This window comes from Streptomyces sp. NPDC048290, from assembly GCF_040652095.1.
Taxonomy (GTDB): domain Bacteria; phylum Actinomycetota; class Actinomycetes; order Streptomycetales; family Streptomycetaceae; genus Streptomyces.
Window position 1 is genome coordinate 1 of record NZ_JBEZLM010000012.1, and the last position, 12802, is coordinate 12802.

10 protein-coding genes are annotated in these 12802 nt (G+C 73.6%); 5 read left to right on the forward strand and 5 right to left on the reverse strand.

Features of this window, described 5'->3' with window-relative positions; genetic code table 11:
- Window positions 1–262 precede the first annotated feature (262 nt).
- On the reverse strand, window positions 263–757 hold the full coding sequence (locus tag AB0D49_RS21475; RefSeq protein WP_362759544.1) for a DUF3145 domain-containing protein: 495 nt from the start codon (window positions 755–757) through the stop codon (window positions 263–265).
- A 266-nt stretch (window positions 758–1023) separates the two neighbouring features.
- On the opposite strand from AB0D49_RS21475, the gene AB0D49_RS21480 reads away from it, so the two are divergent.
- Together AB0D49_RS21480 and AB0D49_RS21485 are read left to right on the forward strand one after the other, a co-directional pair.
- Complete coding sequence (locus AB0D49_RS21480; RefSeq protein ID WP_362760149.1) at window positions 1024–1914, forward strand: SGNH/GDSL hydrolase family protein; 891 nt, start codon at window positions 1024–1026, stop codon at window positions 1912–1914.
- Between the two features lie 45 nt (window positions 1915–1959).
- Entirely contained in the window at window positions 1960–2916 is a 957-nt protein-coding gene (locus tag AB0D49_RS21485) for an aldose epimerase family protein (RefSeq protein ID WP_362759547.1), read from the forward strand.
- A gap of 100 nt (window positions 2917–3016) precedes the next feature.
- Here AB0D49_RS21485 and AB0D49_RS21490 read toward each other — a convergent pair whose 3' ends face one another.
- Window positions 3017–5515, reverse strand: a complete 2499-nt coding sequence (locus AB0D49_RS21490; RefSeq protein ID WP_362759549.1) for a glycoside hydrolase family 3 C-terminal domain-containing protein — start codon at window positions 5513–5515, stop codon at window positions 3017–3019.
- Between the two features lie 99 nt (window positions 5516–5614).
- Between AB0D49_RS21490 and AB0D49_RS21495 the strand changes: the two genes are divergently transcribed.
- Entirely contained in the window at window positions 5615–6217 is a 603-nt protein-coding gene (locus AB0D49_RS21495; RefSeq protein ID WP_362759552.1) for a helix-turn-helix domain-containing protein, read from the forward strand.
- Window positions 6218–6303: 86 nt separating this feature from the next.
- A complete protein-coding gene (locus tag AB0D49_RS21500; protein WP_362759554.1) occupies window positions 6304–7551 on the forward strand; it encodes a pyroglutamyl peptidase in 1248 nt (415 codons plus the stop codon).
- A 15-nt stretch (window positions 7552–7566) separates the two neighbouring features.
- Here the strand turns inward: AB0D49_RS21500 and AB0D49_RS21505 are convergent, their stop codons facing one another.
- Window positions 7567–8391, reverse strand: coding sequence for an EI24 domain-containing protein (locus AB0D49_RS21505; protein WP_362759557.1), 825 nt, complete (start codon window positions 8389–8391; stop codon window positions 7567–7569).
- A gap of 129 nt (window positions 8392–8520) precedes the next feature.
- Between AB0D49_RS21505 and AB0D49_RS21510 the strand changes: the two genes are divergently transcribed.
- Entirely contained in the window at window positions 8521–11097 is a 2577-nt protein-coding gene (locus AB0D49_RS21510; protein ID WP_362759561.1) for a M14 family zinc carboxypeptidase, read from the forward strand.
- Window positions 11098–11167: 70 nt separating this feature from the next.
- Here the strand turns inward: AB0D49_RS21510 and AB0D49_RS21515 are convergent, their stop codons facing one another.
- Window positions 11168–11587, reverse strand: a complete 420-nt coding sequence (locus AB0D49_RS21515) for an organic hydroperoxide resistance protein (RefSeq protein WP_362759564.1) — start codon at window positions 11585–11587, stop codon at window positions 11168–11170.
- Window positions 11588–11691: 104 nt separating this feature from the next.
- Complete coding sequence (locus AB0D49_RS21520) at window positions 11692–12717, reverse strand: NADP-dependent oxidoreductase (RefSeq protein WP_362759567.1); 1026 nt, start codon at window positions 12715–12717, stop codon at window positions 11692–11694.
- Window positions 12718–12802: the final 85 nt, after the last annotated feature.

Consider the following 12802-nt stretch of genomic DNA (forward strand, 5'->3'; position numbering starts at 1 on the left):
CAGCGCGTACCCGTAGAACGGGCCGATCGTGTGCGACGGCGTCGGCAGCACCTGGTCCGGGCGGCCGGTGTCCTAAAGAAGCGGCGTTGCGACGGCCCCTGCTTTTAGGGGCGCGGGGAACTGCGCGGCCAGCCCCCACCCACCCGCACCCGACATACGACCGTGCCGTTTTGCTAGGGGCGCGGGGAACTGTGTGAACGGCCGCGGCGCAGCCGCACCCGGAACACCGCCCGGCCGCGCTCGAGACACAACCCGGTGGGGGTCACACCACCTGGTGGAGCCAGCGGACCGGCGCGCCCTCGCCCGCGTAGCGGAAGGGTTCGAGTTCGTCGTCCCAGGGCTTGCCGAGGAGACGGGCCAGTTCCGACGGCAGGTCGGTCTCCTCGCGCGCGCTGCGCTGGAGCGCCGCCCGCAGCCGGTCCTCGGGGATCAGGATGTCGCCGTGGATGCCCGTGACGGCGTGGAAGATGCCCAGGTCGGGAGTGCAGCTGTAGCGTTCGCCCTCCGCCGTGGCGCACGGCTCGGCCGTGACCTCGAAGCGCAGCAGCTGCCAGCCCCGCAGCGCCGAGGCGAGTTTGGAGGCCGTACCGACCTGGCCCTTCCAGGAGAACTCCGAGCGCCAGGTGCCGGGCGCGGCGGGCTGCCGGGTCCAGTCGAGGCTGACGCGGGTGCCCAGTACTCCGGCGACGGCCCACTCGACGTGTGGGCACAGCGCGCGCGGAGCGGAGTGCACGTACAGAACTCCACGTGTCGTCACCGGGACCTCCGGGCTGAGCGGGACAATATGTGCGGCGGCTGAGCGGCGGTGGCCGGCAGCCACGTTTGATGGCGAGGCTACCGTGCGGCGGCGCAAGGAGTGTGACGTACCGTCGGTCCTGGTGCCGGGAAACCGTCGCCATTCACCCGGCAGGACGCCTGTGCGGGCGGATGGCGTTCCGTGTCAGGTACCGGGAACCCTCGCGCGTTCTTATGAGGTGGGGACGGTGACCGCGCGAGGAGGGCTTTGTGGGGATCGGGCAGGGTTTGCGGCGGCGTCCGGGCGCGTTGGCGGTGCTCGCCGCCGTGACGGCGGCCGTCGTCGGGCTGGCGGGCTGTGACGCGGTGGGCGGGGACGGGGGCGCGCCGGAGGTGGAGCGCAAGGCGCAGCCCGCGCCGAAGCCGACCCCGCGGTGGGATGTCAGTCCGGCGTCGGTGGCCGCCGTCGGGGACTCCATCACCCGCGGTTTCGACGCCTGTACGGTCCTGTCGGACTGCCCCGAGGTGTCCTGGGCGACGGGCAGCAGCCCGGAGGTCGACTCGCTCGCCGTCCGGCTGCTGGGCAGCGCGCGGGCGGCCACGCACAGCTGGAACTACGCGGAGACGGGCGCCCGGATGGCGGATCTCCCCGGCCAGATGGCCCAGGCGGCGAACCGGCGGCCGGAGTTGGTGACGGTGATGGCGGGTGCCAACGACGCCTGCCGGAAGTCGGTGGCGGACATGACGCCGGTCGTCGAGTTCCGGCAGGCGTTTAAGGACGCGCTGGCGGCGCTGCGGCGGGGCGCGCCGAGGGCGCAGCTGTATGTGGCGAGCGTGCCGGATCTGCTGCGGCTGTGGTCAGAGGGGCGGACGAACCCGCTGGGCAAGCAGGTGTGGAAGCTGGGCATCTGTCCGTCGATGCTGGGCGACGCGGACGCGCTGGACGCGGCGGCGACCGACCGCCGCCAGTCGGTGCAGGAGCGGGTGCGGGCGTACAACGAGGTGCTGCGGACGGTGTGCGAGGACGACGAGCGCTGCCGGTTCGACGGAGGCGCGGTGTTCGGGTACGACTTCGGCACGGACCAGCTGAGCCAGTGGGACTGGTTCCATCCCAGCAAGGACGGTCAGGCGCGGCTGGCGGAGCTGGCGTACCGGGAGGTCACCGCCGAGAAGGGGTGAGCGGGGGGACGGGCCCCGGTCCCGCGAAGCCCTAGTCTTCCGATCATGAGCGAACACTTCGGCACCCTTCCCGACGGCACCCGTGTGCGGCGCTGGACCCTGGAGCGGGCTGGCGTGCGGGTGCGGGTGCTGTCGTACGGCGGGATCGTGCAGTCCATCGAGGTGCCGGGCGGGGTCGATGTGGTGCTGGGGTTCGCGGATCTGGACGGCTATCTGGCGCACCCGGGGCCGTACTTCGGCGCGCTGGTGGGGCGGTACGCCAACCGGATCGCGGGCGGCCGGTTCCCGCTGGACGGGCTGACGTACGCCCTGGCCCGCAATCACGCGGGCAACGCGCTGCACGGCGGGGAGCGCGGCTTCGACAAGCGGGTGTGGGACGGCGAGCCGGTGCCGCACGGGGTACGGCTCAGCCGGGTGAGTCCGCATGGCGAGGAGGGCTATCCGGGGCGGCTGGAGATCGCGGTGACGTACTCGCTGGACGCGGACGGGGCGCTGCGGGTGGCGTACGAGGCGGTCACCGACGCGCCGACGCCGGTGAACCCGACCCAGCACAGCTACTTCAACCTTGCCGGTTCGGGCAGCGCGGGCGGGCACCGGCTGCGGGTCGCCGCCTCGCGCTATCTGCCGGTGGGCGCGGACCAGATCCCGACGGGCGTCGAGCCGGTCGACGGGACCCGGTTCGACTTTCGCGGGGGCCGGGAGACCGGCCCGGGGTACGACCACAATCTCGTCCTCGACAAGGGGGTCACGGACGAGCCGGTGGGGGTCGCGGAGCTGTCCGACCCGGTGTCCGGGCGGTTTCTGACGGTGGCGACGACGGAGCCGGGCATCCAGCTCTACACCGCCGACCACCTCGGTGAGCCGTTCGCGCCCGGCGCCGGGATCGCCCTGGAGACCCAGCACTTCCCGGACTCGCCGAACCGGCCGGAGTTCCCCGACACCGTGCTGCGTCCGGGCGAGGTGTTCCGCTCGGAGACGGTGTACGGCTTCGGCGCGCGCTGATCGCGAGGGGAGCAGAGGGGGCAGAGGGGAGCAGAGATGAGCCCCGGCCCGGGTGTCAGGTTCCGGGCCGGGGCTGCTCGGTGGGACGAATCGTCCTCGATCAGACAGTAGTCGTGACCGAGAGCATTCGGTCGGTGATCGAACGCCCGGCCTGGATCTCGTACGAACCCTTCACAAACGACCAGGCGGCGGTCCGCTCGTCCCAGCTCTCGAAGGCGCGGCGGGGTAGTGCGATCACCGCTTCGGCGGTGGCGCCGGGGGCGGCCTCGACGGTGGTGAAACCGGCCAGCCAGCGGGCCGGGCGGTCCGGGTCGGGGGCGGTGGGGGCGAGGTAGAGCTGGACGGTCTCACGGCCGGGGCGGTCGCCGGTGTTGCGGACCCGGACGGTGACCGTCCCGCCGTCGGTCTCGATCGTCTCGTACGCCCAGGTGGTGTAGCCGAGGCCGTGGCCGAAGGGGTAGACGGGGACGCGGTCGGCGCGTTCCCAGGCGCGGTAGCCGATGAAGACGCCCTCCGTGTAGGCGAGGGTGCCGTCGGTGGGGGTGACCTCGGTGACGGGGGCGTCGGCGAGGGCGCCCCAGGTGGTGGGGAGCCGGCCGCCGGGTTCCTGGGCGCCGGTGAGGACGTCGGCGAGGGCGGCGCCGCCCTCCTGGCCGGGGAACCAGGTCAGCAGGATCGCGGCCACCTCGTCGCGCCAGGGCAGTTCGACCGGGGACCCGGCGTTGACCACCACCACCGTGTTCGGGTTGGCGGCGGCGACCGCGCGGACCAGGTCGTCCTGGTGGCCGGGCAGGGCGAGGGAGGTGCGGTCGAAGCCCTCGGACTCGACCGCGTCGGTGGTGGCGACCACCACGACGGCGGTGTCGGCGGCGCGGGCCGCCGCCGCGGCCTCGGCGATCAGCTCGGCGGGGTCGCGCACCGGCTCCTGGTGGGTGAGGGAGAAGGTGATCAGCTTCACCGGGAGGTCGTCGGGCAGGGCGACGACCTGGGTGAGGGAGACCTCGACGGGGTCGCCCGCGGTGAGGGGGATCTCGGCGTGCGGCACCGGGGAGCCGAAGAACGCGGCGAAGGGGTCGCCCTCGCCGGGCGCCTGGACGTCGTCGAAGTACGTCCGGCCGCCGACGGTGAGGGTGAAGGCGCCCGCGCCGCGGATGCCGAAGGTGTGGGTGCCGCTCTCGCGCGGGCGGTAGGTGCCGGTGAGTTCGACGGTGTGCAGCCGCTCGTGGGTGACGCCCTCGGGCAGGTCGCCGTCCGTCCACTGGAGGTGGCCGCTGGGCGCTGAGGCGGTGGCGAGGATCTCGCCCCGGGCGTCGCGGCAGACGGCGCTGAGGGTGAAGCCGCGGTCGGCGACGCCCAGCTCGGTGCTGGGGTCGGCGCCGACGGCGTAGGTGAGGGCGCCCTCGGGGAGGGCCGCGGTGAGGCCGTCGAGCGGGGAGACGGTCCGGGACGGGAAGACGGTGGCGGAGCCGCCGCCGAGGATGCGGGCGTCACGGGCGGCGGCGCCGAGCAGGGCGACCGTGGTGCCGGGGCGCAGCGGCAGGGCGGGGCCGGACGGGCGGGGCTCGTTGCGGACCAGGACGAAGGAGCGGTGGGCGATCTCGCGGGCCAGTGCCTCGCCGTCGACGGGGGCGGGCGGCGCGGTGACGGCGGGTTCGGCACCGGCGAGGGCGCCGACGCGGGCGGCGAGCCGCAGGACATTGCGGACGGCGGCGTCGACGGCGGCCTCCGGTACCGCGCCGTCGCGCACGGCCTGGGCGAGGGCCGGGCCGTAGACGGTCTTCGGGCCGGGCATCGCGAGGTCCAGGCCGCCGGTGATGTCGGCGACGGTGTCGCGGGCGGCCGTCCAGTCGGAGACATTGACCCCGTCGAAGCCCCATTCGCCGCGCAGCACCTCCTGGACCAGGTGGTGGTGGGCGGTCATGGTGGGGCCGTTGACGGAGTTGTAGGCGGTCATGATGCCCCAGGGGCGGGCGTCCGTCACGATCGCCTCGAACGGGGCGAGGTACAGCTCGCGCAGGGCCCGTTCGCCGATCAGGTTGTTCACCGTGAAGCGGTCGGTCTCGGCGTCGTTGGCGACGAAGTGCTTGACGGTCGTGGCGACACCGCCGGACTGCACGCCCCGGACGTATCCGGTGCCGATCCGGCCGGTGAGGTGGGGGTCCTCGCTGTACGCCTCGAAGTGGCGTCCGCCGAGTGGTGAGCGGTGCAGGTTGACCGTCGGGGCGAGCAGCACGTGCACGCCCTTGCGGCGGGCCTCCTGGGCGAGCAGGGTCCCGGCGCGTTCGGCGAGGTCCGGGTCCCAGGTGGCGGCCAGCGCGGTCGGGGAGGGCAGGGCGACGGACGGGTCGTCGGCGCTCCAGCTCAGACCGCGTACGCCGATGGGGCCGTCGGACAGGACCAGCGGGGCGAGGCCGATCTCCGGGAGGGCGGGCAGCGTCCACATGTCGTGACCGGCCAGGAGCCGGGCCTTGGTGTCGAGGTCGAGCGCGGCGAGCGCGGCGCCCACGGCGGCTTCGCGGGCCTGGTCCGGGCCGGGCGCGGCGCCCGCGGCGCCCTGGTCCTCGCCGGTCCGTCCGGTTCCCTCGGTGGTCGTCGCCATGGGGCTGCCTCCTCGTCGCGTGTGTCTGGTCCTTCCATCGTGCATCCGTCACCTGTAGGTCGGTAGGTTTTGTTATATGGCTGTTATCTTCGGTCGGGTATGCCGTACGGTGACCGCATGAGTGCCAGGGTCAGGAGCGAGGAGCGGCGGGCGGAGATCGTCCGGGCCGCTCTGGAGGTGATCGCCGAGCGCGGTTACCGGGGCGCCAGCCTGGCCGCCGTCGCCGAGCGGGTGGGGCTCACCCAGCAGGGGCTGCTGCACTACTTCCCGACCAAGGACGCGCTGCTGGTCGCGGTGCTCAAGGAGCGGGACCAGTGGGACGCGCTGCCGGACAGCCGCTGGCGGATGGATCTGCTGACCGCGCTGGTCGAGTACAACGCGATGCGCCCCGGGATCATCCAGACCTTCAGCGCGCTGCTCGGCGAGAGCGTCACCGAGGGGCATCCGGCGCGCGCCTACTTCACCGGCCGCTACACCCGGGTGCGGGCCGCGATGGCGGCGGCGCTGCGCGCCGAGTACGGCGACCGGCTGCCCAACGGGCTGACGCCGGAGCGGACCGCGCCGCTGCTGGTGGCGGTGATGGACGGGCTCCAGTACCAGTGGCTGCTGGACCCGGAGTCGGTCGACATGCCGGGCGCGTTCCGGGACTTCCTGGCGCTGCTCGGCGAAGACCCCGGCCCCGGGCGGGAGTCGGCTGGGTAACGCCTCTGGCCAGGGTCGCTCCTGTCACGCGATACTGCGGCCTTCCGGTGCCTCGCACCCCACTGCGACGGAAGGACCGAAGTACCTTGAGATCCCTGGCTGTCCGCGGCGGCGCGCTCGCCGTCGTCCTGCTGGCCTCGCTCGCCGCTCCCACGCTCCCCGCCTCCGCCGCCGAACCCGCCGGGGCCGCCGCGCCGCCGACGGTGGAGGAACTCCGGCTGGACCGGGCGGTGCCGCAGGAGATCCTGCGCCGCTCCGGCTTCGACTCCGCCGCGCCCCGCCTGACCCGTGAGCTGTCCCGGGCGCGGTCGTACGCGCAGGCCGCGCGGATCGTCGTCCGGGAAGGGTCGGCTCTGTGGGAGCGGGCCGTGGACCGGGCGCAGGGGCGGGGACCGGCCGGCGGGGATCTGAGCCGGGCCGACGACCGACCGCTGTACTGGGCGCGGCTGTCGATGACCCGGGAAGTACGCGCCTGGACCCCGGAGTTCGCCCTGTCGGACGAGCGGCGGGAGCGGCTGCTGGGGCTCCTGGAGCGCGGCTCGCGCGGCCAGGACGATCTGCGGTACCCGAAGGGCGACAAGGTCAGGCGGGTGCTGGTGACCGGGTTCGACCCGTTCACGCTGGACCGGGACGTCCGGATCTCCAACCCGTCCGGGGCGGGCGCGCTGGCGCTGGACGGCACGGTGATCGAGACGGCGGCCGGACCCGCCCGGGTCGAGACGGCGGTGTTCCCGGTGCGCTGGGCGGACTTCGCCGACGGCATGGTGGAGCGGACCCTGCGACCGGTGCTCGGGAAGGTCGATCTGTTCGCCACGGTCAGCCAGGGCCGGATCGGACGGTTCGACATCGAGCGGACCAACGGGGCCTGGCGGGGCGGCACCGGCGACAACCTCAACACCGGGACGGCCGGACCGGTCCCGGTGACCGACCCCGGCTCACAGCCGCAGTGGACGTCGACGACCCTGCCGTACGCGGCGATCACGGCGGCCGGGACCGGGCGGTTCCCGGTGCTCGACAACACCTCGGTGACGGAGATACCGGCCGGGGAGAGCGCCCCCGTGGTGCGGCCCGGCGGTCCGACGCCGGGGTCGGCGGCCCGGTCGGGCGGCGGCGGGAACTACCTCTCCAATGAGATCGCCTACCGGGCGACGCTGCTGCGGGACCGGCTGGGCCTCGGCGCCACACTGCCGGGCGGACATGTGCACACCCCGGTGCTGGAGTTCGGGGCGGGGAACACCGCGGAGGTGACCGACCCGGTGTTCGAGCAGAACCGGGCGGACATCGTGGCGCAGGTGCGGGCGATCGTGGGGGTTGCGGTGGGGGCGGGGGGCTGAGCGCCGCGGGGGGAGCTATGGGGCGGGGGTGCGCTTGGCCGAGCGCTCGGCCGCCCCGTTCTCTTCGTCCCCCGCGTCCCCTTCGTCGTCCTTGAAGCCCTCCCCCAGCAGGTCCCGGGCCAGCATCGTGGCGCCGGCCACCGCGCCCGGCATCAGGAAGACCGCCACGAACGGGACCAGGAAGGCGAGGCCGAGCGGGGTGCCGAAGCCCCAGACCAGGCGCTTGCGGGAGCGGAGCAGGGTCAGGCGGGCGCGGAGGTCGACGCGGCGGCGCTGGAGGGCGACGGCGGCGAGTTCCTCGGTGAGGAAGAAGCCGGTGACGAAGAAGCCGACGACCGGGACCACGGTCTGCCCGACGACCGGGATGAAGCCGAGGGCGAAGAGCAGCATCGCCCAGATCAGCGCGCGGACCAGGATGCGCAGGCTGTCGCGGGCCGAGATCCACAGTTCGCGCCAGAGCGGGAGACCGGACTCGGGCGCCGTGCCGTCGGGTGAGACATCGCGGTCGACCCGCTCGGAGAGGCTCTCGTAGAAGGGCTGGCCGACCAGCAGGGTGACCGCGGTGAAGGTGAGGACCGCGAGCAGCAGGGCGAGGGCGAACAGGACCGCCGTCACAAAGCCGCGGAACAGTCCGAGCCAGGGGCTCGCCCAGTCGTCGGCGAACGGGGTGGCCCAGGCGACGAAGTCCGTGCCCCACAGCGCCAGCGCGACCAGCGCCGCCGCGTAGAGCACCAGGGTGACCAGGCCCGGGATCAGTCCGAAGCCGTAACTCCTGCCGTGTCCGGCCATCCAGCGCTGGCCCTTGATCAGATAGCCGAAACCCACCCCGAGATCATGCATGGGCGAAGCCTAACGGGGGCCGTGCGGAGGCGGCCGGGGCGGGCGGGTCGGTACCGCCCTCTTGTTGCGGCTGGTCCGAACGGGTAGATCTCGCCGTACCGATCTCAGGAAGACCGGAGGAGGTACTGCGTGCGCACCACGGAAAGCAGCCCCGCCAGACCCCGGCCCGGCAGGGCCGTACTGATCGCCGCCCTCGCCCTCGCGACGGGCGGTTCCCTGTTCCTGACCGGCCCGGCCGGGGCCGACTCGGCTCCGCCGCCGCCCCCCGTCCGGGACGGCGGCACCACCGACGAGGCGTTCGGCCGCTCCCCCGCCGACGCGGCCCGGCAGGCGCTCACCGCGCCGGTCGCCGAACTCGGCGGCTCCGCGCGCGGCTATCCCCGCGAACAGCGGCTCACGCCCGACCCGGTGAACCCGGACGACCGGTCGGTCAAGCTGGGGCTGATCCCGTACCACGGCATCGCGGAGCGGCTCAACGCGCTCCAGGAGATCGGGGACCGGGTGAGTGTGGAGGTGGCCGGGCGGTCGGCCGGGGGGCACCGGCTGTATCTGGTCACCGTGACCGCGCCGGAGAGCGCCCGGCAGACCCGGGAGCAGCAGCGGCTGCGGGAGCTGATCGAGCGGGAGCCCGCGCGGGCGGCGAAGGACAAGGCGGTCAGGTCGGCGTACAAGACGCCGGTCTTCCTCAACTCCAACATCCACGGCAACGAGTGGGAGGGCACGGACGCCTCCCTGAAGCTGATCGAGCGGCTCGCGCGGGCCAACGACGCCCGCACCGGGGAGCTGCTCGGCCGTTCCCGGCTGTACTTCAACATCACGGCCAACCCGGACGGCCGGATCGCGGGCACCCGGGCCAACGGCAACGGGTTCGACCTGAACCGGGACTTCGTGACGGCCTCGCAGCCGGAGACCCGGGCGATGCGGCAGATCATGCTGGAGAAGCAGCCGGCCGTGCTGCTGGATCTGCACGGCTATGTCAACGGCACGCTGATCGAGCCGACGACCCCGCCGCACGGCGAGAACTACGAGTACGACCTGTTCCTCAAGCACACCTACGCCAACGCGCTCGGCATGGAGTCCGCCGTCAACGGGCTCGGCTACACGGAGGGACGGGACGGGGTACGGCCCGCGCAGATACCGTTCCGCGACCAGGAGGAGGGCTGGGACGACTGGCCGCCGATCTTCACCCCGCAGTACGCGGCCTTCCACGGCGCGGTCGCCGCGCACACCGTGGAGATACCCCTCCAGGTCAACAACGCGGCGTACAACACGCTGCCGGTGGCGGAGCTGCGGCGCCGCTCCGCGGTCAACGTGGCCGTCGCCGGGGCCGCGCTGGACGCCACCCTGGAGTATGTGCGGGAGCGCCGGGCGTCCCTGATCGCCGATCAGATCGAGGTGTTCCGGCGCGGTGCCGCCGGGGCGGCGCAGGTGCCGGTGTCGGAGCGGACCGTGCCCGGGGTGCCGGGGATCGGGCCCGAGGACGTGTACACGGTCCGGTTCCCGGGCGCGTACATCGTCCCGGCGGGCGGCGCCCAGCGCTCCGCGACGGCCGCCGCCCGGCTGGTGGACCATCTCCTCGCCAACGGTGTCGAGGTCGAACGCGCCCGGCACTCCTTCCGCGCCGGGCGCACCACGTACCCCGCCGGGTCGTACGTCGTCGACATGCGGCAGCCCAAGCGGGGGCTGGTCAACGCGCTGCTCGCGGACGGCCGGGACATCAGCGGCAAGGTGTCGGCGATGTACGACATCTCCGGCTGGAGCCTCGGGCGGCTGTGGGGCGCGACCGTGACCCCGGCCGACCGGCCGCACGGCGGGTCGCCGCGGCCGGTGGACGCGGCGGCGCCGGTCGCCGCGGTGGGCCGGTACGGGAACCTGGAGCTGCGGCTGGACGATCCGCGGGAGGTCGCCGCGCTCAACGAGCTGCTGCGGCGGGGCGTCGAGGTGCGGCGCTCGCACGACGGCGGCGGCGCGGTCGTGCCGGGCTCGGCCCGGGAGCGGGTCCGCGCGGTGGCCGACGCCCACGGGGTGGTGTTCCGCTCCACCAAGGAGCGGGGCGGCGCGGTGCTGCGGCCGGTGCGGGTGGCCGCCGCGGTGGCCTCGGGCGAGCTGTTCGCGCTGCGTGAGATGGGCTTCGCGGTGACACCGGTGTCGACGGCCGTGCTGAACGCCGGGTTCGACTGGTCCTCGGTGGATGTGCTGTCGGTGTCGGCCGGGCTCGACCACGCCCGGCTGACGCCCGCCGCGCGGGACGCTTTGGGCGCCTTCCTCGCCGGGCACGGTCTGGTCGGGCGGGGCGGGGCCGGGGCCGCGCTCAACACGGCCGCCGGGCTGCTGCCGGTCACCCCGGTCGCGGCCGACGGGGACGCCAACGGAGTGGTGCGGGTGGTCAACTCGGGCCCGCTGACGGCCGGATCACCGGACCACGCCTTCGTGTACGGGCCGATGTGGTTCACCGGGCTGGGCGCCGGGGTGCGGGTGGAGCAGTCGTACGGCGGCGGCGCGCCGCTGGTGTCCGGGCACTGGCGGGCGCGGGCGGACGGCGGCGGCGGTCCGGGCGAGGCGGCCCAGAAGGCGTCCGTGGTCAGCGGGCGCGGTGCGGTGCTGTTCGGTACCGAGCCGCTGTTCCGGGACCACCCGAAGGGCGAGTTCGCGCAGGTGGGACGGGCGCTGTTCGCGATGGCGGGAGCGGGGGCGGGCGGTAGCTGACCGCCGGTCACCAGGAAGGAGAGGGGGCCGTGGCTGGTCGGCCGCGGCCCCCCCCTTTTTTCTGCTGCCGTCAGGTCAGGGTCACCGTGATGTCGCCCCGGGTCGCCTTCGAGTAGGGGCAGACCTGGTGGGCCTCCGCGAGGAGCGCCCTGGCGGTGTCGGGGTCGGTGTCCGGGACGCTGGCGGAGATCTCCACCAGGAGGCCGAATCCCTCGGCGTTCTTGCCGAAGCCGACCTTCGCGGTGACGGTCGAGCCGGAGACGTCCGCGCCGCGCTTGCGGGCGACGACGGCCAGCGCGCCCTGGAAGCAGGCGCTGTACCCGGCGGCGAACAGCTGCTCCGGGTTGGTGCCCGCGCCGCTGCCGCCGAGTTCCTCGGGCGGGTTGACGAGCACGTCGAGCCTGCCGTCGTCGGTGGCGACCCGGCCGTCACGGCCGTTCTGGGCGGTGGCGACGGCGGTGTAGAGGACGTCGGACTGCTGGATGGGCATACGGGTTCTTCCTCCTCGGGTCCGCCCGGGACTCGCGCCCACGATCCCGAGCGGTTTCGGAAAGAAGTTACCGGATACCGGAAATCCACAGAAGGGCAGCGGGGCTACAGCGCGACGATCATCTTCCCGGTGTTGTCGCCCCGCAGCACCCCGAGGAACGCCTCCAGGGTGTTCTCCACGCCCTCGACCACGGTCTCGCCGTACTTCAGGTCTCCCGAGGCGACCCAGGGGCCGACCTCCTGGACGAACCGCGGCTGGAGGTCGTAGTGGTCGCTGACGAGGAAGCCCTCGATCCGGCCGCGGATCTGGATCAGCCGGGCGAGGTTGCGCGGGCCGGGGGCGGGCTCGGTGGCGTTGTAGACGGAGATCGCGCCGCAGATCGCGATCCGCCCGCCCAGGTTGAGGGCGCCGATCGCGGCCTCCAGGTGGTCGCCGCCGACATTGTCGAAGTAGACGTCGATCCCGTCGGGGGCGGCGGCGGCGAGCTGCTCGGCGACCGGGCCGTTCTTGTAGTTGAAGGCGGCGTCGAAGCCGTACTCGTCCAGCAGCAGCTTCACCTTCTCGTCGGAGCCCGCCGAGCCGATGACCCGGCCGGCGCCCTTGAGCCGGGCGATCTGCCCGACCTGGCTGCCGACGGCCCCGGCCGCGCCCGAGACGAAGACGGTGTCCCCCTCCTGCATGTCCGCGACCCGCAGCAGCCCGGCGTAGGCGGTGAGCCCGGTCATGCCGAGGACACCGAGGTACGCCGGGAGCGGGGCGGCGGCCGGGTCGACCCGGACGGCACTGGTGGCGTCCACGGCCGCGTACTCGCGCCAGCCCTCGAAGTGCAGGACATGGTCGCCGACGGCGAGGCCCTCGGCACGGGAGGCGACGACCTCGCCGACCGCGCCGCCGAGCATCGGCTCACCGAGGGCGTAGGGGGGCGCGTAGGACTTGGCGGCGCTCATCCGGCCGCGCATGTACGGGTCGACGGAGAGATAGCGGTTGCGGACCAGCACCTGGCCCTCGCCGGGGGCCGGGACCGCCGCCTCCACCAGGGCGAAGTCCTCGGGCTTCGGCCAGCCGACGGGGCGGCTGAGCAGGTGCCATTCGCGGCTGGTGGCGGGGAGCGTGGGGGCGTTGTCGGTCATGGCTGGGCCTTCCGGGATCGCTGCCGTGCGGGACTAATACTTCAGGTGATGAAACAACAATGGGCTTTAATATTTCATGCTGTCA

Excerpts from the sequence above, each read along its gene's own strand:
- AB0D49_RS21485 (WP_362759547.1), top strand. The coding sequence starts at position 1,960 with ATGAGCGAACACTTCGGCACCCTTCCCGACGGCACCCGTGTGCGGCGC.
- AB0D49_RS21490 (WP_362759549.1), bottom strand. The coding sequence starts at position 5,515 with ATGGCGACGACCACCGAGGGAACCGGACGGACCGGCGAGGACCAGGGC.
- AB0D49_RS21495 (WP_362759552.1), top strand. The coding sequence starts at position 5,615 with ATGCCGTACGGTGACCGCATGAGTGCCAGGGTCAGGAGCGAGGAGCGG.
- AB0D49_RS21505 (WP_362759557.1), bottom strand. The coding sequence starts at position 8,391 with ATGCATGATCTCGGGGTGGGTTTCGGCTATCTGATCAAGGGCCAGCGC.
- AB0D49_RS21515 (WP_362759564.1), bottom strand. The coding sequence starts at position 11,587 with ATGCCCATCCAGCAGTCCGACGTCCTCTACACCGCCGTCGCCACCGCC.
- AB0D49_RS21520 (WP_362759567.1), bottom strand. The coding sequence starts at position 12,717 with ATGACCGACAACGCCCCCACGCTCCCCGCCACCAGCCGCGAATGGCAC.